This window comes from Vibrio metoecus, assembly GCF_009665255.1.
GTDB lineage: Bacteria > Pseudomonadota > Gammaproteobacteria > Enterobacterales > Vibrionaceae > Vibrio > Vibrio metoecus_B.
Genome location: NZ_CP035686.1, coordinates 392,798 through 419,170 on the forward strand (window position 1 = coordinate 392,798; position 26,373 = coordinate 419,170).

Annotated in this window: 18 protein-coding genes; 8 read left to right on the forward strand and 10 right to left on the reverse strand. The window is 49.4% G+C overall.

Annotation, left to right across the window (positions count from 1 at the left end; all coding sequences use genetic code 11):
* Positions 1-52: 52 nt before the first annotated feature.
* Both radA and fusA read left to right on the forward strand, forming a co-directional pair.
* Entirely contained in the window at positions 53-1,429 is a 1,377-nt protein-coding gene (gene radA / locus EPB59_RS01815; protein ID WP_154173170.1) for a DNA repair protein RadA, read from the forward strand.
* Between the two features lie 270 nt (positions 1,430-1,699).
* Complete coding sequence (gene fusA / locus EPB59_RS01820; protein ID WP_000774527.1) at positions 1,700-3,787, forward strand: elongation factor G; 2,088 nt, start codon at positions 1,700-1,702, stop codon at positions 3,785-3,787.
* Positions 3,788-3,904: 117 nt separating this feature from the next.
* Here fusA and EPB59_RS01825 read toward each other — a convergent pair whose 3' ends face one another.
* The 3 genes from EPB59_RS01825 to chrA form a co-directional block, all read right to left on the reverse strand.
* On the reverse strand, positions 3,905-5,590 hold the full coding sequence (locus EPB59_RS01825) for an AMP-binding protein (RefSeq protein ID WP_154171425.1): 1,686 nt from the start codon (positions 5,588-5,590) through the stop codon (positions 3,905-3,907).
* 143 nt (positions 5,591-5,733) lie between these two features.
* Complete coding sequence (locus EPB59_RS01830) at positions 5,734-6,888, reverse strand: HD domain-containing phosphohydrolase (protein ID WP_154171426.1); 1,155 nt, start codon at positions 6,886-6,888, stop codon at positions 5,734-5,736.
* Between the two features lie 83 nt (positions 6,889-6,971).
* Complete coding sequence (gene chrA / locus EPB59_RS01835; RefSeq protein WP_154171427.1) at positions 6,972-8,114, reverse strand: chromate efflux transporter; 1,143 nt, start codon at positions 8,112-8,114, stop codon at positions 6,972-6,974.
* 318 nt (positions 8,115-8,432) lie between these two features.
* On the opposite strand from chrA, the gene EPB59_RS01840 reads away from it, so the two are divergent.
* Positions 8,433-11,507 carry a beta-galactosidase gene (locus EPB59_RS01840; protein WP_154171428.1) on the forward strand — a complete coding sequence of 1,025 codons (3,075 nt, stop codon included), beginning with the start codon at positions 8,433-8,435 and terminating at the stop codon, positions 11,505-11,507.
* Positions 11,508-11,518: 11 nt separating this feature from the next.
* On the opposite strand, the gene EPB59_RS01845 is transcribed toward EPB59_RS01840, so the two are convergent.
* Positions 11,519-12,526 carry a substrate-binding domain-containing protein gene (locus tag EPB59_RS01845; protein ID WP_019829868.1) on the reverse strand — a complete coding sequence of 336 codons (1,008 nt, stop codon included), beginning with the start codon at positions 12,524-12,526 and terminating at the stop codon, positions 11,519-11,521.
* Positions 12,527-12,684: 158 nt separating this feature from the next.
* Here EPB59_RS01845 and EPB59_RS01850 point away from each other — a divergent pair, with 158 nt between their 5' ends.
* A complete protein-coding gene (locus EPB59_RS01850) occupies positions 12,685-13,029 on the forward strand; it encodes a tRNA-binding protein (RefSeq protein ID WP_154171429.1) in 345 nt (114 codons plus the stop codon).
* Here EPB59_RS01850 and EPB59_RS01855 read toward each other — a convergent pair.
* The 3 genes from EPB59_RS01855 to EPB59_RS01865 form a co-directional block, all read right to left on the reverse strand.
* Positions 13,026-13,577, reverse strand: a complete 552-nt coding sequence (locus EPB59_RS01855) for a gamma-glutamylcyclotransferase family protein (protein WP_000275210.1) — start codon at positions 13,575-13,577, stop codon at positions 13,026-13,028. The two genes, EPB59_RS01850 and EPB59_RS01855, sit on opposite strands and share 4 nt — an antisense overlap.
* Positions 13,578-13,596: 19 nt before the next feature.
* Positions 13,597-14,538, reverse strand: coding sequence for a zinc transporter ZntB (locus EPB59_RS01860; RefSeq protein ID WP_095475987.1), 942 nt, complete (start codon positions 14,536-14,538; stop codon positions 13,597-13,599).
* Between the two features lie 106 nt (positions 14,539-14,644).
* Positions 14,645-16,096, reverse strand: coding sequence for a RimK family protein (locus EPB59_RS01865; RefSeq protein ID WP_001285013.1), 1,452 nt, complete (start codon positions 16,094-16,096; stop codon positions 14,645-14,647).
* Positions 16,097-16,301: 205 nt separating this feature from the next.
* On the opposite strand from EPB59_RS01865, the gene EPB59_RS01870 reads away from it, so the two are divergent.
* A complete protein-coding gene (locus EPB59_RS01870; protein ID WP_000354940.1) occupies positions 16,302-17,393 on the forward strand; it encodes a GNAT family N-acetyltransferase/peptidase C39 family protein in 1,092 nt (363 codons plus the stop codon).
* A gap of 162 nt (positions 17,394-17,555) precedes the next feature.
* A complete protein-coding gene (locus tag EPB59_RS01875; RefSeq protein WP_195707084.1) occupies positions 17,556-18,740 on the forward strand; it encodes an NnrS family protein in 1,185 nt (394 codons plus the stop codon).
* A gap of 81 nt (positions 18,741-18,821) precedes the next feature.
* On the opposite strand, the gene dapD is transcribed toward EPB59_RS01875, so the two are convergent.
* The 3 genes from dapD to EPB59_RS01890 all read right to left on the reverse strand — a co-directional run bounded on the left by dapD (position 18,822) and on the right by EPB59_RS01890 (position 21,598).
* Positions 18,822-19,853, reverse strand: coding sequence for a 2,3,4,5-tetrahydropyridine-2,6-dicarboxylate N-succinyltransferase (dapD, locus tag EPB59_RS01880; RefSeq protein WP_000312992.1), 1,032 nt, complete (start codon positions 19,851-19,853; stop codon positions 18,822-18,824).
* A 406-nt stretch (positions 19,854-20,259) separates the two neighbouring features.
* Positions 20,260-20,568: a YebG family protein gene (locus EPB59_RS01885; RefSeq protein WP_000268538.1), complete on the reverse strand. Its 309-nt coding sequence runs from the start codon at positions 20,566-20,568 to the stop codon at positions 20,260-20,262.
* Positions 20,569-20,683: 115 nt separating this feature from the next.
* On the reverse strand, positions 20,684-21,598 hold the full coding sequence (locus tag EPB59_RS01890) for a LysR family transcriptional regulator (protein WP_154171432.1): 915 nt from the start codon (positions 21,596-21,598) through the stop codon (positions 20,684-20,686).
* A 110-nt stretch (positions 21,599-21,708) separates the two neighbouring features.
* Here EPB59_RS01890 and EPB59_RS01895 point away from each other — a divergent pair, with 110 nt between their 5' ends.
* Positions 21,709-22,677, forward strand: a complete 969-nt coding sequence (locus EPB59_RS01895) for a TDT family transporter (RefSeq protein WP_055051444.1) — start codon at positions 21,709-21,711, stop codon at positions 22,675-22,677.
* A gap of 238 nt (positions 22,678-22,915) precedes the next feature.
* Positions 22,916-26,362, forward strand: a complete 3,447-nt coding sequence (gene recC, locus EPB59_RS01900) for an exodeoxyribonuclease V subunit gamma (protein WP_154171433.1) — start codon at positions 22,916-22,918, stop codon at positions 26,360-26,362.
* Positions 26,363-26,373 lie beyond the last annotated feature (11 nt).

Here is a 26,373-nt window from a genome sequence, read left to right on the forward strand (position 1 = left end):
CACTTTTTCTTAAAGTATTACGCCTGATAAGTGAGAGCAAGTTCGAGGATTGATTGTGAAAGCTAAGCGCGCCTATGTATGTAATGAATGTGGAGCGGATTTTCCGCGTTGGCAAGGACAGTGTAATGCTTGTGGTTCGTGGAATTCGATTTCAGAAGTTCGTTTAGCGGCTTCACCGCAGGTGGCGCGCAATGAACGGTTGGTCGGTTATGCGGGAGCCCTTGAAGCGAAAGTACAAACTTTGGCTGATATTGATTTACAAGAAGTGCCTCGATTCACCAGTGGCTTTAAAGAACTAGATCGCGTTCTCGGTGGTGGTATTGTGCCGGGTGCGGCGATTTTGATTGGTGGTAATCCGGGCGCGGGTAAATCCACCTTGCTACTGCAAACCATGTGTTTACTTTCCGGACAGATGCCGACTTTGTACGTCACAGGGGAAGAGTCATTGCAACAGGTCGCGATGCGAGCTTCGCGCCTTGGTTTGCCGAAAGAGCATCTAAAAATGCTCTCAGAAACCAATGTGGATCGGATTTGCCAAATCGCTGAGCAAGAGAAACCGCGCATCATGGTCATCGATTCGATTCAAGTGATGCATGTGGCGGATGTGCAATCGTCCCCTGGGAGTGTCGCGCAAGTGCGTGAATCGGCCACGGCGCTCACGCGTTATGCCAAACAAAATAATGTGGCGGTGTTTATTGTGGGTCATGTGACCAAAGACGGCACTTTGGCAGGACCGAAAGTGCTGGAGCATATTATTGACTGTTCGATTTTGCTTGATGGTGATACGGATAGCCGCTTCCGTACACTGCGTAGCCATAAAAACCGGTTTGGTGCGGTCAATGAACTCGGCGTGTTTGCGATGACAGGGCAAGGGATGCGTGAAGTGAGCAACCCATCGGCGATTTTCCTTTCTCGTGGAGAAGAAGCCACTTCTGGTAGCTCAGTGATGGTGGTGTGGGAAGGAACGCGCCCACTGTTGGTGGAAATCCAAGCCTTAGTCGATTACTCACAACTCGCTAACCCACGACGTGTCGCTGTTGGCTTAGAACAAAACCGCCTCTCTTTATTATTGGCGGTGCTGCATAAACACGGCGGCTTGCAAATGGCTGATCAGGATGTGTTTGTTAACGTAGTAGGCGGTGTGAAAGTGACGGAGACCAGTGCAGATTTAGCTTTGCTGATGGCACTACTTTCCAGCTTTCGCGATCGCCCTCTGCCCAAAGATGTCGTGGTTTTTGGCGAGGTCGGATTGGCGGGTGAAATTCGTCCCGTACCGAGTGGTCAAGAACGCCTTAATGAAGCGTTTAAACATGGATTTAAGAAAGCGATTGTGCCGATTGCCAACATGCCGAAAGGTGGCATCTCCGGAATGCAAATACATGGCGTGAAGAAATTGTCGGATGCGATTGCGGCTTTTGATGAGCTGTAACTCGCTGAGAATATTCAAAGCTAAGGACAAGAAAAGACGAAGCGTAAAAATATCATGGTTGCGCCTCGCGAGCGGTTAGAGGATCGCCTATAGTTTCTCAGCGATAGGCACGGGTGCATGTCCCTTGCTACTTGAAAGCGCGGTTGTATTGGCTGCAACGCTAAGTAGTTTGGGTATATTTTTTTTCAGCAAATGCATGCAGGGGTATCAGTCTTGACAGATTGTGATATACTCTGCGCGCACTTTATACCTTATTAACAGAGTAAGACAATGGCAGATTTATCATTATACAGAAACATTGGTATCTTCGCGCACGTTGACGCGGGTAAAACCACTACCACTGAGCGTATCCTGAAGCTGACTGGTAAAATCCACCGTCTGGGCGAAGTACATGACGGCGCTTCAACGATGGACTTCATGGAACAAGAAGCTGAGCGTGGTATCACTATCCAGTCTGCTGCGACTACCTGTTTCTGGAAAGGTCACCGTTTTAACGTAATCGACACCCCGGGACACGTTGACTTCACAGTTGAAGTTTACCGTTCTCTGAAAGTTCTTGACGGTGGTATCGGTGTATTCTGTGGTTCTGGCGGTGTTGAACCTCAGTCAGAAACAAACTGGCGTTACGCGAACGATTCAGAAGTATCTCGTCTGATCTTCGTAAACAAACTAGACCGTATGGGTGCTGATTTCTTCCGCGTAGTTGCGCAAGTGAAGAAAGTTCTTGGCGCAAACCCACTGGTTATGACTCTACCTATCGGCCGCGAAGATGAATTCGTTGGTGTGGTTGATGTTCTAACTCGTCAAGCGTTCGTATGGGATGACTCAGGTCTTCCAGAAAACTTCGAGATCAAAGAAGTTCCAGCAGACATGGTTGATCAGGTAGAAGAATACCGTGAAATGATGATCGAAACTGCTGTTGAGCAAGATGACGAGCTGATGATGGCTTACATGGAAGGCGAAGAGCCAACTGTTGAGCAAATCAAAGCATGTATCCGTAAAGGTACACGTGATCTCGCATTCTTCCCAACTTTCTGTGGTTCTGCGTTTAAAAACAAAGGTATGCAGCTAGTTCTGGATGCAGTTGTTGACTACCTGCCTTCTCCAACAGAAGTTGAGCCACAACCACTGACTGATCCAGCAACGGGTGAGCCAACTGGCGAAGTAGCAACAGTATCTGTTGATGCACCTCTAAAAGCGCTTGCGTTCAAGATCATGGATGACCGTTTCGGTGCCCTGACCTTCGTTCGTATCTACTCAGGCAAAATTAAGAAGGGTGATACCATTCTTAACAGCGCAACTGGTAAAACTGAGCGTGTTGGCCGTATGGTTGAGATGCATGCAAACGACCGTAACGAGCTAGAATCTGCACAAGCAGGTGACATCATCGCGATCGTTGGTATGAAGAACGTTCAAACTGGTCACACTCTATGTGATCCTAAGCACGAATGTACTCTTGAGCCGATGATTTTCCCAACACCAGTTATCTCTATCGCTGTTAAGCCTAAAGATAAGAACGGTTCTGAGAAAATGGGTATCGCGATCGGTAAAATGGTTGCAGAAGATCCATCATTCCAAGTTGAGACTGACGAAGATTCAGGCGAAACCATCCTGAAAGGTATGGGCGAACTTCACCTAGACATCAAAGTAGACATCCTTAAGCGTACTTACGGCGTTGAGCTGGAAGTGGGTGCTCCTCAAGTTGCTTACCGTGAAACTATCACTAAAGCAGTTGAAGACAGCTACACGCATAAGAAACAGTCTGGTGGTTCAGGCCAGTTCGGTAAGATCGATTACCGTATCAAGCCAGGAGAGCAAAACTCTGGTTTCACCTTCAAGTCAACAGTTGTTGGTGGTAACGTTCCTAAGGAATTCTGGCCAGCAGTTGAGAAAGGCTTCAAGTCTATGATGGACACCGGTACTCTTGCTGGCTTCCCTGTACTTGACGTTGAAGTTGAACTGTTCGACGGTGGCTTCCACGCAGTGGACTCATCTGCAATCGCATTTGAAATCGCAGCGAAAGGCGCATTCCGTCAGTCAATTCCAAAAGCGGCTCCTCAGCTTCTTGAACCAATCATGAAAGTGGACGTGTTCACTCCTGAAGATCACGTTGGTGACGTTATCGGTGACTTGAACCGTCGTCGTGGTATGATCAAAGACCAAGAAATGGGTCTGACAGGCGTACGCGTTAAAGCTGACGTTCCACTATCTGAGATGTTCGGTTACATCGGTACTCTACGTACAATGACTTCTGGTCGTGGTCAGTTCTCTATGGAGTTCTCACACTACTCACCATGTCCAAACAACGTAGCTGAGCAAGTAATTGCTGAAGTTAAAGAGCGTAACGCGAAGAAGTAATTCTTTGTTTTAAAGCTTAAAAAAGCCCCGTAAGTGAAAGCTTACGGGGCTTTTGTTTTAGTCTGTAGAGTTGTTTGGGGGTATACACTTTGGATAATCAACGGATCCGACTTCTTATTATTCTTCCCACACCACCAATTGCCCTTTAGGCCAATCTTGGCCGACATCATGATATTTTTTCTCTAATACATGGCGTTTGATTTTTAGCGTCGGCGTTAAAATGCCGTTATCAATACTCCACGGATCCTTAATCATCAAAACCCCTTTGATTTGTTCGTGAGATTCCAATTCCCTGTTCATTCGAGCAATGACTTTCTGAACGGTGCGCTCATAACGTGCGCGATCAAAATCTGGGAACTGGTGAGGGATGACTAACAAGATTGGTGCAGGTAAACCTGAACCAATCAAACACATCATTTCCACTCGGCTGTACTCGAACAGTTTTTTCTCGATAGGCACAGGGGCAACAAATTTGCCTTTCGCTGTTTTGAAAGTGTCTTTTTTACGACCTTGAATAGTCAGATAGCCTTCACTATCAATAAATCCGATATCGCCTGTATGTAGCCAGCCGTCATCGTTAAAGCTCTCGGCGGTTGCGGTGTCATTTTTATAGTAGCCAGCAAATAAGCCTTTGCTGCGTACTAAAATTTCTTCATCTTCCGCAATTTTGAGTTCAATGCCGGGCCCTGCATTACCCACGGTACCAATCTTATCGGCTCGGAAAGGGTAGTTGAGGGTGCTGTAAGCAAATGATTCGGTCATGCCCCATGCTTCGGTAATATTGAGCCCGACGCTGTGATACCACTCTAACAATGCCGGAGAGACAGGGGCGGAACCACAACCAAGAACCCGAGCTTGATCTAACCCTAAGCCATCGGCCAACTTACGTTTGATGAGTGAGTTGATGAATGGGATTTTGAGTAGAATATTGAGTTTCTTCTGTGGCAGTTTATCTTGAATGCGCTGTTGGAACAGCGTCCATAACCGTGGCACGGAAATGAATAAGGTTGGACGGTGCATTTTGACATCTTCGATAAAGGTATCGAGTGATTCTGGAAAGGCAGTTGGTACACCGCCTATAATCGAAGAGCCAAAAATATAGACTCGCTCGGTAATATGGGCGAGTGGTAAATAAGAAAAGAGTCGATCGCCTTCTTCAATCCCAATATGGTTAATCAGTTGCTGGGCGGACCAAGTAAATGCCCCATAGGTCAGCATTGCGCCTTTCGGAAGCCCCGATGTGCCAGAGGTGTAAACTAAAGACATCACTTTTTCATCGAAATGATTGGGTCGTTCGGTGCTGGGTTGATGCTGTTTGAGTAGCGTTCGGTACTCATATTGACATTGAGCGGCAGAGGGGTAGGGCAACGCTATGCTGAGCAGATTTGGTCTGCTAGCTAATACTTGCGTGGTGGCTTTGTTATCGTCAAGTTTGCCTACGATGAGGATTTTGCTTTCACTGTGCTCAAGGCAGTAATCGATGGTTTCGCTACCTGCGGTGGGGAAAATCGGTACGCTGATGTAGTCTCCGAGCATCAGTGCTAAATCGCAGATAAACCATTCAGCACAATTTTTGGAAATCAGCGCAATTCGATCTCCCGGCACAGCCCCTAGTGCACGTAACGCGGAGACAAGACGCAATGCCTGATCGGCTACCTCGGCATAGGTAAATTCAACGAATTTACGATTAATGATTTGTTTTAAATAGACCTCATTGGGGCGCTCTTGAGCCCAACGGAGTAACATTTCATTGGGAGGTGGGAGAGCACAAGGAGGGTGATTGAACTGATTCGGCTGGATCATTCTCAAACTCCGGATTATGTTGTTTTTATGTTAATTTGTTGTAAACCATAGCATGAGCAGTTCAGCGCATCGAACCTTTTTGCGGTAGAGAATTGTAAATCTTGTAAATCTGTCGCCGAGATCAAAAGAGAAGTTTCGTTCTATTAGTGTGTTACACCACTGTCTTTAGGATCCAATTCTGGAAACTGTTCAATAATCGTTTTTAACTCTTCTTGGCTCTCACGTAGAGCGTTTACGCAGTGACGATCTAATTTCCCTGCACTCACCATTTTTTCTAGCTCTAAGAGCGCATGTGGTATGGATTGCGCCTGTTTGTATGGGCGATGAGTTGTCAATGCATCAAAAATATTCGCGACACTAATGATGCGCGCAGGAACGGGAATTTGCTCGCTGGTGAGACCGAAAGGGTACCCACTGCCATCTAGGAATTCATGATGGTACGCCACGATTTCTCGGAGCACCGCTAAACAAGGGTGGTGAGGTGCTCCTAATTTTTCAATGACATCATTCAGGAGAGTAACGCCAGATTCGATATGGTTATATACTTGTTCACGTTCATTGCTGGCTAACGTTGTGTTTTTCTGCAAGATGTTGACGGGTAGAGCAAGTTTTCCAATATCGTGGCAGGTAGCGAATTGGCTGATATTTTCGATCAACTCATCATCAAGCGCGTATTGTTCAGCAATATTAATCGCGATGATATGTGCATAGCGGCTAATGCGTTCTTTGTGTTGTTTAAGTTGCGCCCAATGTTCGGGCGATTGTGATTCTATCTGCTCTACATTTTGAATGAGATGATGGATTAAGATGTATTCGCTGCATACAGCTTGTTGAATTAAATCAATATAAGGTTGCAACTCTTTGACCACATTCGGTGAGAAGTAAGAACCCGTTGAAGAGTTAAAAAACAAGAAGCCGATAAACTCTTGGTGATGGAATATAGGTTGAACGAAAGATGAACGGTATTGGTGCTCTAGCAGCCAGCGATTGTGGCGTGTTTGACTTTGTAACTGGTTAGGCATGTCATGAATTATGCGTACTGAACCTGATTCTTTTATCTGTTGTAGCGATGGCAACCCCGAGAGTTGAAACTCGTAATGCACAAAGTCATGGCTGACCGGTGAGCTGTCAGCGTAGGTTTTTATTGAGTCATGTTTCTCATCATACAGGGCAAAGGAAATTCTCTGAATATCAGGAAATTCCACCCGGATTTTCTCATGCATACTGACAAAGTAAGTATTCAATGAGCCCACCGATGGGTAATAGCGAAACTGACCGACTTTGGGTTGCATTTGCATGTCATCGCCTTCCTTACTAGCTACTTAATAAGTTTAGACAAGGTTTGGCGTATTGCCGCATTAGGGCGGTGCTTTTCTGTGTTTTAGATCAAGCCATTGATAAAACCAAACAACAAAGCACTGGCGACCATGCCCATCAAGGGTAAGCGGATGACTTTAAACAAGAAGAAGCCGACCAACAATGCAGCCCAATCGAGTGGGGCATGTACTGTGCTGCTCCAAACGGGTTGATATAAGGCCGCGAGCAGTAAACCGACCACGCAGGCGTTTACCCCTTGCATGGCTCCTGCAACTTTCGGGCGCTGAGCCAATGCCGACCAGTTTTTGAGTACGCCTAGTAGCAATAAAAAGCCAGGTAGAAATACAGCGAAAGTCGCGATTAAAGCGCCAACCACAGGCGTTTCTGGTGTCAGCACATAACCAAGGTAAGTGGCTAAGGTAAACATTGGACCCGGCACCGCTTGGGCTGCCGCGTAGCCAGTCAGAAATTGATCGGTCGATAGGCTGTCACCTAAGGCATTTTGCAGCAAGGGAAGAACCACATGACCGCCACCAAACACTAAGCTTCCCGCTTGGAAGAAATGACCAAACAACTCAACCAGTGGTGAGCTTGCAGCCAATAGTGGCAGTCCGAGTAATAAACTCGCAAAGAGCAGCAGTGCAAGCCAAGAGGGGGTGAACGTGGTTGTCGAAAGTGGTTGTTGTGGTGCAAAGCGAGCTTGGCCGACCAATGCGGCAAGCAGTAACACCGCAAATTGAGTGAGTAAACCGGGTGCCAGCGTAATCGCAACCGCAGTCAGAACGCATAATGCTGCAGTAAGACGCTGCTGACAAAAATTGCGATACATGGTTAAACAGGCATCGGCCACCACTATGATCGCGAGTAGTTTCAAGCCATGAATCACCTGTTCAAACAGTGGGGTATCAAGAAGATGGCTACTCAGCCCCGCGAGCAGCAGCATAATGAGCACAGAGGGAAGGGTAAAACCGAGAAACGCCGCCCAAGCGCCGGCTAGCCCTCCACGATGATAACCAATGGCAAAACCAACTTGGCTAGAACCGGGGCCTGGTAGGAACTGGCTTAGAGCGACAAACTGCGCGTATTCCTGCTCGCTAAGCCAGCCTAACTTTTCCACAAAAGTATGACGAAAATAGCCAATATGTGCCGCCGGGCCACCAAAGCTCACCCAACCTAAAGCAAAAAAAGTTTTAAAAATCGTCAACATAGTGATTGTGAGTAAAAATCCAATAATAAATAAAGTAGAGGGGGAGGGCGTTCGCTGCAATCGACAAGATGTAAGAAAGTACATCTTGTCAGTGACAAAGCGATGACAGCACTCGCGATAACAACGGATGGTTATGAGTGTAAAGCAAAGCAATTTTATAGGCTGAAAATATCGCCTATGCCAATTTTTATAGTGGTGTAAGCGTTTACACAAATGCAGGGTTGTTCACAGTCTATCCAATCACAAACCTGCTAGACTTTTCTCTTACTGACGGCGGCTAGGCAAGGAAATGCTGCTCAACTCGAACAAGAGGACGCCATGCGCAACTTCTCCGATATTCTTCTTAGCCAAGATTGGCAAACCCCGCACATCGTTAAATGGCACAGCCGTACGCCCCATGTTCCTTTGCACAGTTATCGCAGTGAGCAGGAGGCTCGTTTGGCTGTTGGGGGGAGTCGCCAATCTCTAAATGGTCAGTGGCGATTTGCTTTGTTTGAGCGGCCAGAAGCGGTTGAACCTGCGGTGATAGACTCGGATTTTGATGATAGCGCTTGGGCGCACATTCCTGTACCGAGTAACTGGCAGATGCAAGGCTTTGATAAGCCGATTTACACCAACATCCAATATCCATTTGCGGATCGGCCGCCTTACGTGCCGCAAGATAACCCCACCGGCTGTTATCGCCACCGTTTTACACTGGAAAAACAAGCGCTAACCGAGTCCACTCGCATCGTGTTTGATGGGGTCAATTCGGCATTTCATCTGTGGTGCAATGGTCATTGGGTCGGTTATTCGCAAGATAGCCGCTTGCCTGCCGAGTTTGAGCTCACCCCTTATCTAAAAGAGGGTGAAAACCTGTTGGTGGCCATGGTGCTGCGCTGGTCTGATGGCTCTTATTTGGAAGACCAAGATATGTGGTGGCTGAGTGGCATCTTTCGCGATGTGTATCTCTACCGCAAGCCGATACTTGCGATTGAAGATTTTTTTATCCGCACTGAATTAGATGCGCTTTATCAACACGCTGAATTGCGAGTAGAAACTCGCTTAAGCCAAGTGACTCGTCATCATCAAGTGCAAGTGGCTTTATTCGATGCACAAGGTGAATGCGTGGCGCGTTCGCAAGCCTTACATACCGGTCCGCGTGTGGTGGATGAAAAAGGAGCATGGCACGATAAAACCGAACACAGTTTAGCGATTCGCTCTCCGACACTGTGGAGTGATGAAGCGCCTTATCTTTACCGCTGCGTGATCAGTTTACTTGATGAAGATGGCGCGCCGATTGAGTTTGAAAGTGCGGCAGTCGGTTTTCGCAAAGTAGAAATCGCTCAGGGGCTACTGAAGCTCAATGGTCAGCCCTTGTTGATCCGCGGGGTGAACCGTCATGAACATCATCCCGAATTGGGGCATGTGATGGATGAAGCAAGCATGCGCCGCGATATTGAATTGATGAAACAGCATAATTTCAATGCGGTGCGCACCGCCCATTACCCCAATCATCCGCGTTGGTACGAACTGTGTGATGAATACGGTTTGTATGTGGTGGATGAGGCGAATCTCGAAACCCACGGCCAGTTCCCGATGAGCCGACTTTCCAATGATCCGCAATGGGTGAATACCTATTTGCAGCGCATGATTGGCATGGTGGAACGCGATAAAAACCACCCTTGTGTGATCATTTGGTCGCTCGGCAATGAATCGGGGATTGGTGTCAATCATCACGCTATGTATCAGTGGACGAAACAGCGCGACCCATCGCGTCCTGTGCAATACGAAGGGGGCGGCGCTAATACGGCGGCGACCGATATTGTTTGCCCGATGTACGCGCGGGTCGATCAGCATCAGCCGCATCCAGCGGTTCCAAAATATGCGCTGAAAAATTGGATCAGTTTGCCGCAGGAAAACCGCCCCCTCATCTTGTGTGAATATGCTCATGCGATGGGCAACAGCTTGGGCGCGTTTTATAAATACTGGCAGGCGTTTCGTGAGTTTCCTCGTCTGCAAGGTGGCTTTATTTGGGATTGGGTCGATCAGGGCATTTCCAAATGGGATAGCGAGGGGCGCCACTATTGGGGCTATGGCGGTGATTTTGGGGATGCGATTAATGATCGCCAATTCTGCATAAACGGTTTGCTGTTTCCAGATCGCACGCCGCATCCTGCTCTGCATGAAGTCAAAAAAGTCCAGCAGCCGTACCAGTTTTCGCTGAGCTATCCCAAGCTCACCATTCACAATGAGCGTTTGTTTACGGTGTTGCCGTTGGAATTAGTAGTCAGTGTGCTGTGCGATGGGCAAGAGATTAAGCAAGAGCGTCTGCCGCTCGATATTGCGCCGCGTGGCACAACCGAGCTGGATTTAGCGTCGCTGCCAATGTTGCCAGAGCATGAATACCACCTCAATGCAGTCTTATTGTGTCGTGAAGATCAGCCTTGGTCTAAGGCTGGGCACTGTATTGCTAGTGAGCAGTGGTGTTTGCAGCCACGAAGAAGCATGTTACCTAAAATCACACACGCTCCGCTGCCTCAATGGCAGCAAGATGGGGATAAGGTACGCATCGAGGCGGCCAATCAGCAATGGCAGTTTCATCGCCCAACTGGGCTATTGGAGCAGTGGTGGCAAAATGGCCAGCCCGTATTAAGTGAACCGCTGCGCGATAACTTTTACCGCGCGGTGCTGGATAACGATATTGGTACCAGCGAAGCGCAGCACCTTGACCCGAACAGCTGGATCGCACGTTGGCATGCGGCGGGCTTAGATAAGCTGCGTGTGGAATGTGACGATCTGCGAGTCACCACCTTGACCGAATGCGTCGAAGTAGTGGTCGATGTCGCCCATTACCATCAGCAAGCGTTAGCGATCCGTACCCGTTGGCGTTACCAAATCTTCGGTGATGCGCGGGTAGAACTGAATGTTGAGGTGAAGGTGTGTGCCGATTTACCGCCGCTGCCAAGAGTGGGGTTAACGCTCGCATTGCCAGTGACAGAAACCCCAGTGTCTTGGTTTGGTCGCGGGCCGCATGAGAATTATCCAGATCGTTTGCAATCGGCGCATGTGGGGCGATACACCGCCACAGTGGATGAGCTGCATACACCGTACATTTTCCCGAGCGAAAATGGTTTGCGTTGTGATACTCGCCAGCTACAAGTGGGCGCTTTGGTGGTGGAAGGGCATTTTCACTTCTCGCTCAGTCGCTACTCACAAACGATGTTGGATAAAGCCAAACACAGCAACGAGTTGGTGGCGGGCGATAAGTGGTATCTCAATCTGGATGCGCAGCATATGGGCGTGGGCGGCGATGATTCGTGGAGCCAAAGTGTGCACCCTGAATTTTTGCTCACTCAGCCGTACTATCAGTATCAGCTCACCTTACGTGTGAAAGCGTCATCCCCACAATAAGCCAGAGAGCCTTAAGGCTCTCTTTTTTGTGCCACGCTGTCGCGGCGAACGATGGTGGGCGAAAAGATCATCGGATCATTTTCACGCGGTGCATCGGTTGCCAAAGCAAGAGCCAACTGAGTGGCTTTTTCTGCCATCAGTTGGATTGGGTAACGCACGGTCGTCAGGCGTGGGCGTAAGTAGCGCGAAATCAGGGCATCGTCAAAACCAATCACTGAGACATGTTCAGGAACCGAATGCCCATTTTCCTCAAGTACCAACAGGGCTCCAGCGGCCATATTGTCGTTGTAGGCGACCACTGCGGTAAAAGGCAGTGATTTCACCAGTAGGTTAGTCATCGCCTGTTCGCCGCCTTCACTGTCTGGGCTGGCTTTTTCAATATAGCTGCTGCTTAGGGTGATGCCATGTTCGTTCAAGGCTTGTTGATAGCCCGCAATACGCTGATCGGCATCCTCAATTTGATGAGAGGAGCTGATGCAAGCAATGTTTCTATGTCCTTGACGGATCAGAAAATCGGTTGCTAAATAAGCACCTTTCTGGTTGTCGAGTGAAATACAGCGATCGGCGAGCTGAGGAATATGGCGATTGATCAACACCAGAGTTTTTACCTCGTTGGCGTACTCAATCAGCTCTTCATCGGGAAGCGCTTTGGAGTGGATTACCAAGGCATCACAGCGGCTGTTGATGAGCAGTTCCAGCGCGCGGCGCTCTTCTTCCGCTCGGTGGTAGCCGTTGCCGATCAGCAAATGTTTTCCTTCGCGGTGGGCGACAGTATCGACGGCTTTGACTAAAGTTCCAAAGAAGGGATCAGATACATCGCTGACCAAGACCCCTATGGTATTGGTGCTTTGATTGACTAAAGCGCGAGCGGCGGCGTTCGGACGATAGCCGAGTTTGTGCATCGCACTGGTCACCGCATCAATCGAGGCTTGGCTGGCTTTCGGGGATTTGTTGATGACGCGTGAAACCGTTGCCACAGATACACCGGCTTCACGCGCTACGTCTTTTATGGTTGCCATAAGATTCCTTCTCTATCACAGGCGCAATAGTAGCGCTCCCTGTGAAAACAGCGCAATTGTAACTGAGTACATAAGAGTGAATTGTGAGCCATGACGCTTGTTCAACAGGGATTGGCGTAAAGTGTAAACGTTTTTAATGATTAAGAAGGATAAGAGTTATGGACTCGGCGTTTTTGACGGTAGGGTACGATGATTTTGCGCGGCTGGATTTACGTATTGGCACCATTGTTGAGGCAAAGCTTCATCCTCGTTCGACCCGCAACTATATTGTGCAGATTGCGTTGGGAGAGCAGATGTTGCAAGCCGTCACCGCGTTAGTACCTTATTACTCGGCAGAACAATTACTCAATCAACAAGTGGTGGTACTGTGCAATCTCAAACCGAGTTTAGTGGCTGGTGTAGAATCCCACTGCATGCTGCTGTGCGCGGAAACGCAAGATGGAGAAGAGAGTGTATTGCTCACCCCACAACGGGTTATCGCCAATGGGGTGAGAATCGTTTAGCGTACTGCGGCAATCAGTTGATCAATCAGCCCATGCTGCTCCGGTTTTACCCCCGCCAAGTTGCCGTATTTGGGGGCGTGACGGTCATTGTCTAACGGATGTTGCCAGCCCAAGGTTTGCTCGACAAATTGCCGTGCAAACGCTTCGGAAAACTCAAGGCAGCCACTGAGTACGGTATCGACATAGGTTTGCACGATCGGGCTTTGTGAACAGGGTGGTTGATGCTGCTCGGTGACGTAAATCCAAATCGGTTTTTCAGGATCAAAATGCTCTTGTGTGTGAATACGATCCGCGGCTAACGCGATGCGCTGATAACCGCGCTCACGGCGATCAAATTCCGCTAATGCAACCTCATCAATTTCTAACAGCACACCATTAATTTGCCCGTCGCCTTGATGAACCACTAAGGGTGAAAGAATGTAACTGTCATCAATTTTGCCAAAATAGCGCACCAATCCGGTTGCGCTGGCGGGAATGGCACGCCCAGTCTGGCCGGTTAAACGGCGTGAGGCAGAATTAATCAGGCTTCCATAGCCAAAGATGTACATGATGCGTTCCTGTAACGATTTACGATTGATTATCAAAAAAGCGCAGACGGCGCAAAATCCAAAACTCTAAGCCGAAAATCAGCCCAAGTCCTGCGCAAAATAGCCCAAAGGCGATGGGCGATTCAGTCCCCGGAATGCCGCCAACGTTCACGCCTAACAAACCCGTTAAGAAACTGGTCGGCAGGAAAATTGCCGCGATCACGGAAAACAAATACGTGTTCTGGTTCATCTTCTCTGCATGGTACTGGCGCAGTTCACCTTTGATGATTTCCAGCTCACTCAAGAAGAAGTCCAAGGTTTCGTTAATCCGCGTTACCGTGTTGACGCTGTGGCGCAAACGTAAATGTTGGCTCTGCGCCAGGGCGACTTCCGAATTGAGATAATCATCCAATGCGTATTGCTGCGGCTTAATGAAACGCTTCAATTTGAGCAGTGATTTATGGGTTTGCATCAGCTCATTACTGAGTTCGAGTTCTTCATCAAACTGGGTGATGCGTTCCTCAATCTGGTCGAGATAGAGGTCGATGTTTTTATTCAGTTCATCGACTACACGCACAATCAGTTCTGCCAAATTGGATGGGCCTTGGCCGGCTTCAAGCGCTGTACGCACGGTACTGATCGCTTTCGAAGGTGTTTTACGAGTCGAGATCAACGCGCCGTGATAATAGAGAATACGCACACTGAGCATGTCCGCAGGATCCGCGTTATCGTTAAGATTCACTCCACGCAAAATCAGCAGAAAGTTCTGTTCATCATACTGCTCAAATAGGGGGCGAGTATCTTCGGCCAACAAACTGTCGATCACCGAAGAGGGAACATTTTGGTCGAGTAACCACTCGCGCAGCCCTTTAGCATCGCGTTGGCAGTGATACCAATCACCCGCTTGTAACTGTTGTAATTGAGCAGGATGTCGTTGTGGCGCGGAATCGCCAAAACGCCAGTGATCGATGAGAAACTCCATGGTTAATCTTTTGTGTTAGCCAATGATGGAAAGAAGGTAACAATGGAGCGATAAAGAGTCAAAGCCCGGAATATCTCCGGGCTTAGTTTAGAAGGGTAAAAACGCTTTAAAAACCACGCATCTGAATGCGACGTAAGAACTCGGTCATGATGCGATCGTAGAGCAGATCGCCCAAGAAGGCGTCTTCCACATGGTGATCGATACTCGGGTTATCGTTCACTTCAATGACATACACTTGGCCATCAATCTCTTTGAGATCCACACCGTAGAGCCCGCCACCAATCAGGTTTGCAGCTTTGACCGCCACATCGACCACATGCTTCGGTACTTGTTTGAGATCGAGCGTTTCAAAGCCACCTGCGGTCACGCGGCCGCTGTTATGGTGTTGGTAAATCTGCCAGTGGCCACGGCTCATCATGTACTTACAAGCAAAAATCGCTTGGCGGTTCATCACCCCGATACGCCAGTCAAAGTCGGTCGGCATAAAGGCTTGCGCCAAAATCAGCGCGCTTTTCTCAAACAGGGTGCCGGCTTCTTTCTCCAGCTCTTGCTCATTGCGCACTTTCACCACACCGCGAGAAAAGGCACCATCAGGAATTTTCAGCACCATAGGGAAATCCAACTGCTCCATCAGCCCGGTTTTCCACTCTGGGTCAAAACTGCGGATGATCACGCTCTTCGGTGCGGGTACTTTGTTGGTTTCCAACAGCTCAGTCAAAAATACCTTGTTGGTGCATTTCATGATCGATTCAGAGTCATCCATCACCACTAAGCCCATCTTTTCTGCCGTTTTGGCAAAGCGATAGGTGTAGTTACTGATGTTGGTGGTCGCACGAATAAACAGACCATCAAACTCTCCCAAACGTGACAAATCATCAGGGGAAATGGTTTCCAAGTTCATACCCAAACGGTTGGCGGCGCGGTGGAAACGTTTGAGCGCAGAAGCATCAGACGGTGGCATTTTTTCATCTGGGTCGACCAACATCGCGATGTCGTAGCGGTACTTCTTCTCTTGTTTTGGGCGACGCCACACTTTGGTGGAGAACATTTCTAGCGACTCAATGAAGAAATCCTGCTCGGGGTCTTCTAAGTCTTGAAACGGGAAGGGGGCGATTTTGATGATCTGCCATTGCCCTTGGTATTTGTGCATTTCCAGCTCAATCACCGGCACCATGAACTGCTCAAACAGGCGGCGCGCCAGTTTTTCTAAGCCTTTTTGTGGAGTGCGCCCAAAGTAAATTTTGGTGTTGATTACGTCAGTGCCACTGTTCAGTTTGTGCATCTTGATCAGGCCGGAAGAGAGGAAAAACGGCTGATTGATGTCATTAATCGCCATCACGCGCGGGATCACGCGGTGGCCACGGGCTTCGGCCATCAAGGAAACATAGTAACCGCTACTCATGTAGCCGTAATCGCGACACAGGTTGACTACCTGTACACTGCGGTGGTTGAATTTCCAGTCAGTATCGAGATACTGATCGACACTAACAACTTGTTCTGAAGGGAAATATTGTTGCCAGTCACTGACCTGATCGGTCACGATTAAAAGGTTAGCCATCGGTATATTCTTCCTATTGCAATAGGTCTATACCCTTCCTACTTGAAATTGCAGCGGTGTTGGCTACGTTCATTCACCCCAATCACATAGTCTATCTATGCTCATGGGGATGAATTCACTTGCCGCCTACCTGCAACTCCAAGTAGTTTGGGTCTATTATTTGAGTCGCAATCTCGTCAATCCACTCATTATTTAAGGACGTTGAATGGACATTCGTCGTGCCAATAGCGCTGATCTCAATGCGCTCAATGCGTTAGAACAACAGCTTTTTGACGGGGATAGAATCTCTCCTCGTCAAATGAAGCGTTTTTTACATTCCGACCATGCGGCGTTATTCGTGGCAGATGCCGGCGACCAGCTGGCGGGATATGCATTGCTTCTATTTCATCAAGGTACACAGCTATCAAGATTGTATTCGATTGCCGTAAAACCTGAATTCAGAGGGCAGAGAATTGCTCAGAGTTTAGTCGAGCAATGCGAGCGTGCTGCTCTTGATCAAGGCTCAACTACATTACGGCTGGAAGTGCGTGAAGACAATACCGCCGCCCTAAAATTATATGAAAAGATGGGCTATAAAACCTTGAAGTTGCTCATCCATTACTATGACGATTTGTGCGATGGGCGCAGAATGCAGAAAAGGTTAACGCCTCAAGAGTCCAAGGTCTTGCTGCCGATGCCTTTGTATGTACAAACCACGCCGTTTACGTGTGGCGCAGCCTGTCTGTTAATGAGTTTTGCCTGCTTGGATAAAACCTTTGAGCCAAGCCGCACGCAAGAGATGCAGCTGTGGCGTGAAGCCACCACGATTTTTATGGCGGCTGGGCATGGTGGCTGCAGTGGCCAAGGTTTGGCGCTGGCCGCCGCAAGACGTGGCTATCATGTTGAGCTATGGAATCAATCTCGATCGACGCCTTTTATTGATAGCGTACGTGACCCCAACAAAAAGCAGATCATTGAGTTAGTGCACCAAGATTTTTGCCAGCAACTTGCTGAGCAAGATGTGAGTATGATTGATGCGCCGCCATCGCAAGCCCAGCTCGAGGAGTGGGTACGGCAAGGCGCCTGTGTGCTGCTGCTCATTAGCACGTACCGTTTTGATGGCAAGAAAGAGCCGCACTGGATTGTGCTCAGTGGTTTGAGTGATAAGTTCTTCTTTTTCCACGATCCGCATGCAGAATCGGAAGAGCATGTGAGCGGTTCGGGTTATATTCCGGTGGGCAAAGCGGCACTGTCGCAAATCATCGGCTTTGGTAAGCAAAAGCAGATCGCTTGTGTGGTGATCACACCTCGCCTATAGAGTTTGAGTGAAACACACATCAAAAAGTCATAATGACTCGATTTTTCGGTGTCATTATGACTTTTCCTTTTTCTAGTCTATTGATTTTAAATATGAATTATCTTGGCTTGGTTTGTGCTCATCACTGGTTCGGTCTGTGATGAAGTCGGCGAAGGAGCCAAAGTGATCAACATTATCGATAAACGTGTCGAAGAGCGTATTCCTGCCGTACTGCGGTTGGGATTTCGTCCTTTCTTCTTACTTGGCAGTGTTTATGCCGTGGTGGCGATTGTGGCTTGGGTGTGGATGTTTCAAACCGGACAGCCGCAACGCTTGCAAGTCCCCGCGCTGTGGTGGCATGTGCATGAAATGCTGTTTGGTTTTGCGATGGCGATTGTGGCCGGATTTCTGCTCACGGCGGTGCAAAACTGGACGGGTATTACTGGCACGAAAAGTCACCGTTTAGCTCTCATTGTGGCTTTGTGGCTAATGGTGCGGATTCTGTTTTGGTTGCCTGTGCCGCTGTGGTTAACGTCGAGTATTGAAGCGCTATTTCTTCTGGCGGTGGCCTATGAAGTGGGGTTACGGGTGCTAAAAGCCAAAGGTTGGCGCAACCTATTTTTTATCCCTCTGTTTCTGTTGGCGATTGCCGTTAACTTTGCCAGCTACGCCACCATTAAAGGCATGCCGCCATTCCCGAGCAGTGCGGTGTGGCAAGCCATGCTGTGGTGGTTTATGTTGCTGCTTTCGGTGATGGGCGGGCGAGTGATACCGTTTTTCACCGCAAGACGTTTCCAGTTTACCAAAGCGGAGCCGATTTTGGCTTTGGATGTGATCGCAAACGGTAGCTTACTGGCGCTGTTTGCACTTAGTTTCTTCCCATTGACCATGGCTCAACTCGGCCAGCCTTTGATGCTGTTAGCTGGCGTCGCGCAATTGATCCGCTTTTTACGTTGGCAGTCTTGGCGTACAGTGAGTGAGCCTTTAGTCTGGTCACTGCATGCTGCCTATCTGTGTATCCCGCTGAGTTTGCTGCTGCGCGGGGGAGTGAATAACGCTTGGCTGAACCACAACTTACTGCATTTATTTGCGATTGGTGCGCTCTCTGGCCTAGTTTTAAGCATGCTTGCGCGTGTCACTATGGGGCATACGGGACGAGCGATTTATCAAGGCCCTAACATGCAATGGGCATTTATCGCTTTGTTGCTTGCTGCACTTGTGCGCAGTTTCGGTGTGGGTTTGCTGCCGCAGCCGTTGCTGATTTGGGTGAACCTGAGCGCTGCGCTGTGGGTGATTGCGTTTGCACTGTTTGTGCTGCGCTTTGGCGCAATGTTGCTAAAACCAAGAGTGGATGGTCATCCCGGTTAAGCGTATTGAAATGCAAGATTTGAGATAAAAAAATGGCTTGGAAATTCAAGCCATTTTTCTTGCATCACGAACGTATCAAGATCAGTTGTTCTTGTGCAGTTCGCTGTTGAGTTCCACGGCCGATTTGTTGGCCAGACACTCAATTTGTCCAGTCAGTGAGTTACGACGGAACAGCAAATCCGAAACGCCAGCCAGATCGCGTGCTTTAACGATATCGACTTGGTTGCCATCTTTATCCAGCGTGCGCACTTTGGTGCCGGCCGTCACGTACAAGCCTGATTCCACAGTACAGCGATCGCCAAGTGGGAAGCCCAAGCCTGCGTTTGCACCAAGCAGAGAGTTTTCACCAATCGATACCACTACTTTGCCGCCGCCAGACAGCGTACCCATGATGGATGCGCCGCCGCCGATGTCTGAGCCATTGCCCACCACAACACCCGCAGAAATACGGCCTTCAACCATGCTCACGCCAGTGGTACCCGCGTTGAAGTTGATGAAGCCTTCATGCATGACTGTGGTGCCTTCACCCACATGTGCGCCAAGACGTACGCGAGAAGTGTCCGCGATACGAATACCTGCAGGGACCACGTAATCGACCATTTTCGGGAATTTGTCGACGCAATCGACCGTCAGCACTCGGCCAGCCAGACGCGCTTCGATTTGGCGCTCTGCCAGTTCTGGAAGATCAATGGGGCCTTCATTGGTCCATGCGATGTTGTGCAGCAGACCGAAAATCCCATCCAGTACCGTACCGTGTGGTTTAACCAGACGGTGAGAAATCAGTTGTAGCTTGAGGTAGCCTTCAGCCACGCTTTGTGGCTTTTCATCGCTGGCCAGAATCACCAGCACGAGAGGCTGTTTGGCATTGGCAGCTTTATCAGCAAATGCTGCGCTTGCGGCTTGTTGATGAGCGGCGAAAACTGCGGCTAATTGCGCGCTTTGTGCCGCGGTAATGTCTAGCGCTTGATTGCCTTCTTGGTAACCCACGATCGGTGCCAATGCCGCAACCAAAGCGTCGCTAGGAGCCAGAATGGGGGTTGGGAAGAAGGCTTCAATAATTTTTCCATCACGATTTTTGGTCGCGGTTGCTAGACCTAAAGCAAAGTACGCCATGTGTATTCTCCATCATCAAATGTGGGTTGAGCTGTTTGCCCGCTTGTCATACATGGACAAAGCAAAGGCATTGAGTTGAGCATCCACAGCTCAACCGATAGGTGGTTCATCATAAAGAGTGGATGAGCAGGATAAAAGACCGCAGAGGCAATCCGTCTGTAGAAGAATGCATTTTGTCTTTTTAAAGTGATCCCCGTCCTACTTGAAGTTGTAGCGGTGTTGGCTACGTTCGTTCACCCCAATCACATAGTTTATCTATGCTCATGGGGATGAACTCTCTTGCCGCCTACCTGCAACTCCAAGTAGTTTGGGTATAAAAAGAATCCCGTTCATTTTTCGCAGTGCTTCGTCTGTGAGCCAACCTCAGCAAATAAAAAACCGCTGGGTTGAGCAGCGGTTTTCTTGATTAGGCAGCGTCGTCGACAGACTCATCTTCATCACTGTCTGCAACTGCTTTAGGCTTTTTGCCTGTTGCTGGAGCAGGTTTACGCTTGGCTCCCAGTGCACACAGTACGTCTTCTTTGTTTTGAGCCAAGAACATTGCCAGTTCTTCTTGCTTGGCTTCATCTTCGATCAGAGCACTTTTACCCAGCAGCTCGAAAAGCTCGTCTGCCATATCCAGCATTTTGTCATAAGCGTCAGCTTCGGCTTTCGAGGTAAAAGTCATTTTCTCTTCTCCGTTGCGCTCCACCACGTACTTCACGATAACAGCCATGGTTAATCCTCTAGTTTGTCGCTAAAAATAACTGGCTGTTTATACAGTTTTCATTCACTAAAGTCCAGTTGCGACCACCAAAATGCGCGCTGAGTCATATCCCTTGATTCACTGATTAATCGAGTTGCAGTAGGGCGCTTTGGCTCGCCCATTGGGGACAAAATTCAATGAACTGCCGTAGCAGTGGGTTTTGGTATTTCTCTTTATGAACCAACATCCAGAAGCGACGTTTCATGTCGAGCGGGACATTGAGAATCACTACTCGCCCATCTTGTTGAGGCGTTTTCGCGGCTAATCGAGACAAGCAACCTAGCCCTAAACCGGAAGAGACACTATTGATCAGCGCTTCGGTGGTATTGAGTTCAAACGCTTCAATCCAGTGCTCGATGCGCGGCGCAATCACACGTAAGAAAAACTCGCGCGAGCCAGAACCTGCTTCACGCAGCACCCAATCACTGTGTTCAAAATCGCTCATGACCAAGCGCTCTTGCTGTGCGAGAGGATGATCGGGCGCACAGATGATACACATCTCATCTTGGCTGAACTGAGTAGAGATAAGCTCGGGATGCAGCGTTTTGCCTTCAATCAGACCGATATCGAGCTCGTAATCGACCAGCTTTTGGCACACTTGCGCTGAGTTGGAAATAAACAGGCTTTGTGACGGATGAGGATGCAACTGACGAAAGGCACTGATCAGATAAGGTGCAACTTGATTACCTATAGTGTCACTCGAACCGATGCGCAGTTTGCCAGTGAGCACCTGCTGCTCTGCAAACAAACGGTCGATATCTTTGGCACGCTGCAGCAGTTCATCGGCCATTGGCAGCAGTTTTTGCCCTTCTTGGTTAAGCACCAAGCGGTTGTTGACGCGATCAAACAGTGCATGACCAAGCTGTTTTTCCAGCTCTGACAGCGCGACACTGACCGCGGCTTTGGAGAGACACAGCACTTCTGCGGCGACAGTCAAACTTTTATTTTGAGTGATGGTGGTGAAAACCCGCAATTGTTTGAGCGAAATATGGCTAGCCATGGCGACCGTTTAGTTTTATTGAACATGTGTTAGAAATAATTAGATAGTTGAAAACAAAGTGCAAGCGTAAGATGCGTTTATTAACCGATAACCATCGATAGAGAGACCGTATGATTCGAGCAGCAAAAGCGAAAGTGATGGGAGCGCCGACCCCAATGGCCGGCCTCGCGCTAGGGATTGCGAGCTTGGGATGGAGTTGGGAAAACATGATTGCGGCACACGGTGTCGCGCAGTGGGTGGGGGCAGCAATCGCCAGTGTGCTATTGATTGTGCTGGCCTTTAAATTTCTATGGCACGGCCACTTGTTACGCCAAGATTTGGCACATCCGGTAGTGGGCAGTGTGGTGCCAACCTTTGCCATGGCAACCATGGTGGTGTCGGCGTCGCTAGGTCATTTTTACCCTGTGGCTGGCGATGCTTTGTGGCTGTTTGCCGTGGGGTTACACATTCTGTTTTTGGTGAGTTTTTTGTATCACCGCGCACAAGCGTTTGAGCTGCACCACATGGTGCCAAGCTGGTTTGTGCCTCCCGTAGGCATTATTGTCGCTGACGTTTCTTTCTCGGGTCATCCTGCGTTAGCGCCAATTGCCTACGCGTGTTTAGTGTTTGGCATGCTGGCTTACGCCGTGATGCTGCCTATGATGATCTATCGTTTTATTTTTACACATGAAATTCCAGATGCGGCGAAGCCAACATTGGCGATTATGGCAGCACCAGCTAGCCTCTCTCTGGCCGGTTATCTGACCGTAGTGGCAGATCCTTCACCTGTGATTGTGGCGCTGTTGTTTGGGATTGCGGTGCTGATGACCGCCATCATCTACTTGGCGTTCACGCGCTTACTGCGTCTGCCCTTTAGTCCGGGTTACGCGGCATTCACCTTCCCGATGGTGATTGGTGCGACCGCGCTGTTTAAAATGGCGCACTGGATGGAAAATATCGGCGTGGCAGAGCATTACGTAGCACAAGTGCATTGGTTAGCGAGCCTTGAGCTGATCGTAGCCACGGTGGTGGTGAGCTATGTTGCGATTCGCTATCTGGCCTTTTATCAACCACACAAAGTGTTAGTGGGTTCTCGTTAACTATTCCCTTCCTACTTGAAGTTGCAGCGGTGTTGGCTACGTTCGTTCACCCCAATCACATAGTTTGTCTATGCTCATGGGGACTCACTCACTTGCCGCCTACCTGCAACTCCTAGTTGTTTGGGTATATCAAGTGGTTTGGGTATAGATTGAGATCCTGCCCCGCGCTTTTTTATCCTTCCTGACATGCACTTATGCTACTCTCAGCTCATGATGAGTCGAGCAGCATGAGTGCATTGTGTTTACTGTCTACCACTCCAACCAAGTTGAAACGCTGAAGATCCTGTTGGTTCATTTAATCAAAAATGAACCGTTGGACGATCCCTTTATTCCTGAGAGCATTTTGGTGCAAAGCCCCGGCATGTCGCAGTGGCTTAAAATGGCTCTGGCCAGTGAATTAGGGGTTGCCGCGAACCTTGAGTTTCCTCTACCGGCAACGTTTATCTGGCAGATGTTTACTCAAGTGTTGCCCGATGTGCCGCAGCGCAGTGCATTCAATAAAGAAGCGATGAGCTGGCGTTTGATGGAGCTACTGCCAAAGCTGCTTGACCGTGAAGAATTCCAACCGCTGCAACGCTATTTACAAGACGATGAAGATGATTCTAAGCGCTTCCAATTAGCGGAAAAAATTGCCGATATTTTCGATGGTTACTTGGTGTATCGTTCCGACTGGATTTTAAGTTGGGAAGCGGGGGAAGAGGTGGCGGAAATCGCTGACCAACACCCGTGGCAGCCGATTTTATGGCGTGAACTCTACGCTTACACTCGTGAGCAAGGGCATTCGATTTATCACCGTGCCAACCTCTATCAGCGTTTTATTGAGCAGTTGGCCAGTGGCAATTTTGATCGCAGCACATGGCCTAAGCGCTTGTTCATCTTCGGTATTTCCGCGCTGCCGCCCCGTTATATTGATGCGCTGCGCGCGATGGGTGAGCATATCGATGTGCACCTGATGCTGACCAACCCTTGTCAGCACTATTGGGGTGACATTCGTGACCGTAAATATCTGGCGCGAGTGGCAGCGCAAAAACGCAAACTCCTGCACATTAACGGTGAGCAAGTCACCATCGGCAGTGAAGTCTCGCCACTCAAAGGCGATGTAGAAAGCTATCTGCAAGAGTCGCTGCACCTGAGTCACGCGGTGGGTAATAGCTTACTGGCCTCGATGGGCAAAATGGGGCGCGATAATCTCTATCTTCTGGCACAAAACGATCAGTCCGAATTAGAGTTGTTTATTGAGATTCAACGCGACTCGCTGCTGCATCACATCCAAGCGGATATTTTGCATCTGCAAGAGCATCAAGACGATGCCAAGTTTGCCAGCAGCGGCCATAAACCGAGTATTGCCGAGCAGGATGATTCCCTGCAGATTGCCTTGTGTCACAGCCCAATTCGTGAAGTGGAAGTGCTGCACGACCGATTGCTGGCCGAGTTTGAGCGCGATCCCAGCCTGAAACCGCGGGATGTGATTGTGATGGTGCCGGACATTAACGCCTATGCGCCTTACATTCAGGCGGTGTTTGGCAACGCGCCCGGCGAGCGTTTTATTCCGTTTTCAATTTCCGATCGCAGCGCTGATCAGGAAAGCCCGATTTTAACCGCCTTCTTGCAGTTGTTAGCGCTGCCGCAATCACGCTGTCTGGCGTCTGAATTGCTTGAGCTACTTGAAACCCCGGCGATTATGGCAAGGTTTGCGATTGATGAAGAAGAGTTTGCAACTGCCAAACGTTGGGTCGAAGAAGCGGGCATTCGCTGGGGACTGAATAGCGACACGGGTGCGGAGTTTGAACTGCCCGCCAGTGAACAAAATACGTGGCAGTTTGGCATCGAACGTATGTTACTGGGCTACGCCATGCCTGCTGAAGCAGGGTTGTATGAGCTTGGCGGCCAGTGGCTTGCACCCTATAACCAAGTGCAAGGTATGAGCGCCGAGTTGGCGGGTAAGCTCGCGCACTTTGTGGAAACGCTCAGCGAGCTGCGTAGCCAGCTTGCACAAACCCAAAGCATGGAGCAGTGGCGTTATTGGCTCAACGAATTGTTGGAGCGTTGTTTTAGTGTCGATCTGCAAGGTGAGCTGGCGCTGAAAACCATCCGCGATAGTTTGGTAAACCTAAAACAGCAGCTGGCCGATGCGGGCTATCAACAAGCGATTTCACCGGCCATTATTCGCCAAGTGCTGACCAATAAACTCTCCGGCACGCGGATTAGCCAACGCTTTTTAGCGGGACAAGTCAACTTCTGTACCCTGATGCCGATGCGTTCGATCCCGTTTCGCCGAGTGTGCTTGCTCGGCATGAATGATGGCGTTTATCCACCCAATGAAATGGTGGAAGGGTTTGACCTGCGTAATGTGCAGCGCCGAGTCGGCGACCGCTCGCGGCGTGAAGAATCGCGCTACCTGTTCCTCGAAGCATTGTTGTCAGCCAAAGAGCAGCTGTATATCAGCTATGTCGGCCGCTCGATTCAAGATAACAGCGAACGCGTGCCTTCGGTGCTGGTCAGCGAGCTTTTGGAATATTGCGAGCAGAACTACTGCTTGGCAGGCGATGAAAATCTAGAAAGTGATGACTCAGGACGCCGTTTGGTTGAGCACTTAACCACTCAGTATCCTATGGTGCCGTTCAGCCCGCAGGCGTTTATCGCTGGCAGTTTTGCCCGTGAATGGCTACCTGCCGCGCGCCGCCAAGGGCAGAGTAGCGCTGATTTTCTCACTCCACTGAGTGATTATCTGCTCGAAGTGAGTTGGCCGATGGAGCTGGATCTGGTCGAGCTGCAACGTTTTTGGCGTCTGCCCGTTGAGTATTTCTTCAAACGCCGCTTGAAAGTGAGCTTTGAGCCGCCGCTGGCCGTGCTGGAAGATGATGAGCCGTTTGCTTTGGATGGATTGAGCGCGTATCAGCTGCGTGATGAGTTGGTGGAAAATCTGCTCGCTTGCCGTGATGGCGCAGAGCGCGATCAAGTGGTGGCGCAGTTTGCCAAACAGCAACGGGCACAAGGCAAGTTGCCGGTGGCGGCGTTTGGCGATCTCGAATTGGCGCAAAGTGCGCAGCAAGCCTTGGCACTGGCGGAAAAAATTGGCTTTTTGTGTCACCAACCACTGGAGGATGAAGAGATTGATCTGCGCTTGCAGCCCTTTGCCGATGGTCGAGATGTCTTACTACGTGGCTGGCTCGTGAAGCGTTATCAATCTGGTTTGGTGCGTGCGCGCAGTGGCGCGATTCGCTCGGAAGATTTATTAGCCGCATGGATTGATCATCTCTGCTTGGCGGCGAGCGGCAAAGCCGTCACGACCCATTTGATTGGTTATGAGCGCAAAGAAGGAGTGCAGCACCAAATGCTGCCGCCACTTAATGACGCGCAGCAAGCCAAGGTGCTACTGAGTGAAATGGTGGCGCTGTTTTGCCAAGGCATGAACCAACCTTTGGCTTATTTTCCGAAAACGGCGTTGGCTTGCGTTGAGGCGGGATTTTCCCGTGGCAAATGGCAGGAAGATGAAGAGAAGTCCTACAAGAAAATGGCGGACACCTTCAACGATAGCTTTTACATCAAGGGTGAAGGCGGTAATCGCTACATCGCGCGTATTTGGCCGCAGTGGAGTGATGAACTGGCAAAAACGCTGCGCCAATTGGCCATCACAGTGCTGCAAACACCGCGTTTACAAGTGCAAGATGCCGAACAGGCCTAACCATAAATGGA

Excerpts from the sequence above, each read along its gene's own strand:
- fusA (WP_000774527.1), top strand. The coding sequence starts at position 1,700 with ATGGCAGATTTATCATTATACAGAAACATTGGTATCTTCGCGCACGTT.
- EPB59_RS01825 (WP_154171425.1), bottom strand. The coding sequence starts at position 5,590 with ATGATCCAGCCGAATCAGTTCAATCACCCTCCTTGTGCTCTCCCACCT.
- EPB59_RS01830 (WP_154171426.1), bottom strand. The coding sequence starts at position 6,888 with ATGCAAATGCAACCCAAAGTCGGTCAGTTTCGCTATTACCCATCGGTG.
- chrA (WP_154171427.1), bottom strand. The coding sequence starts at position 8,114 with ATGTTGACGATTTTTAAAACTTTTTTTGCTTTAGGTTGGGTGAGCTTT.
- EPB59_RS01840 (WP_154171428.1), top strand. The coding sequence starts at position 8,433 with ATGCGCAACTTCTCCGATATTCTTCTTAGCCAAGATTGGCAAACCCCG.
- EPB59_RS01845 (WP_019829868.1), bottom strand. The coding sequence starts at position 12,526 with ATGGCAACCATAAAAGACGTAGCGCGTGAAGCCGGTGTATCTGTGGCA.
- EPB59_RS01850 (WP_154171429.1), top strand. The coding sequence starts at position 12,685 with ATGGACTCGGCGTTTTTGACGGTAGGGTACGATGATTTTGCGCGGCTG.
- EPB59_RS01855 (WP_000275210.1), bottom strand. The coding sequence starts at position 13,577 with ATGTACATCTTTGGCTATGGAAGCCTGATTAATTCTGCCTCACGCCGT.
- EPB59_RS01860 (WP_095475987.1), bottom strand. The coding sequence starts at position 14,538 with ATGGAGTTTCTCATCGATCACTGGCGTTTTGGCGATTCCGCGCCACAA.
- EPB59_RS01865 (WP_001285013.1), bottom strand. The coding sequence starts at position 16,096 with ATGGCTAACCTTTTAATCGTGACCGATCAGGTCAGTGACTGGCAACAA.
- EPB59_RS01870 (WP_000354940.1), top strand. The coding sequence starts at position 16,302 with ATGGACATTCGTCGTGCCAATAGCGCTGATCTCAATGCGCTCAATGCG.
- dapD (WP_000312992.1), bottom strand. The coding sequence starts at position 19,853 with ATGGCGTACTTTGCTTTAGGTCTAGCAACCGCGACCAAAAATCGTGAT.
- EPB59_RS01885 (WP_000268538.1), bottom strand. The coding sequence starts at position 20,568 with ATGGCTGTTATCGTGAAGTACGTGGTGGAGCGCAACGGAGAAGAGAAA.
- EPB59_RS01890 (WP_154171432.1), bottom strand. The coding sequence starts at position 21,598 with ATGGCTAGCCATATTTCGCTCAAACAATTGCGGGTTTTCACCACCATC.
- EPB59_RS01895 (WP_055051444.1), top strand. The coding sequence starts at position 21,709 with ATGATTCGAGCAGCAAAAGCGAAAGTGATGGGAGCGCCGACCCCAATG.